Raw genomic sequence first — 658 nt, 5'->3', positions numbered from 1 at the left:
AGTTTAATTTTTCTCTCGGTCTTTCGTTCAATTTCTTTTGTATCGACATAATTCTCTTGTCTGTGTAATGTTCAAACGAATCCTTTTTCGGTATATATTGTCTGATTAGTTTATTTGTATTCTCAATCGCTCCCTTTTGCCAAGAACAATATGGATCAGCGAAGTATACGGGCACGCCTAAGAACTTGGTAATGTCCTTATGTGCTGCAAATTCAGGTCCGTTGTCTGTTGTAATGGTCTTCAGACAGTCCTTGTATGGTGGCAGCAGTTTCCTAACTACCTTTGCCAGAGGCTTTGACTGCTTTCCAAATGGCAGTTTCTGCATAAGCAGCATATTGGTGGATTTCTCTACCAGTGTGAGTATGGTATGCTGGTCAGGGTCTACGATCAAGTCCATCTCAAAATCTCCGAATCTCTTCCCGTCAACTTCCTTACTTCTTTCATGGATACTCAACCTGTCTTTAATTGGAAGATGTCTGCCCTTGGGACGATGTCTGTATTTCATCTTATGCCTTGTGTGTTTGGCAAGTTCCCCTGTTGTATCATTATGAATGATATTATAAATGGATTGGTGGGACACCTTTATTCCCTCATTCTTGCGCAGATAACCTGATATTTGTCGTGGAGACCACTGGTCATTGGTGATATATTCCTTAAT

The 658-nt window shown here is 40.6% G+C and carries 1 protein-coding gene; it reads right to left on the bottom strand.

Going from position 1 to position 658, the window contains the following annotated elements:
• On the bottom strand, window positions 1-658 hold a 658-nt coding region (locus tag E0E16_RS06260; protein ID WP_130829756.1), incomplete at both ends, for an IS30 family transposase.

This window comes from Prevotella rectalis, assembly GCF_900607215.1.
In the GTDB taxonomy this organism is placed as follows: Bacteria; Bacteroidota; Bacteroidia; order Bacteroidales; family Bacteroidaceae; genus Prevotella; species Prevotella brunnea.
This window is presented reverse-complemented; position numbering and strand designations above follow the sequence as displayed.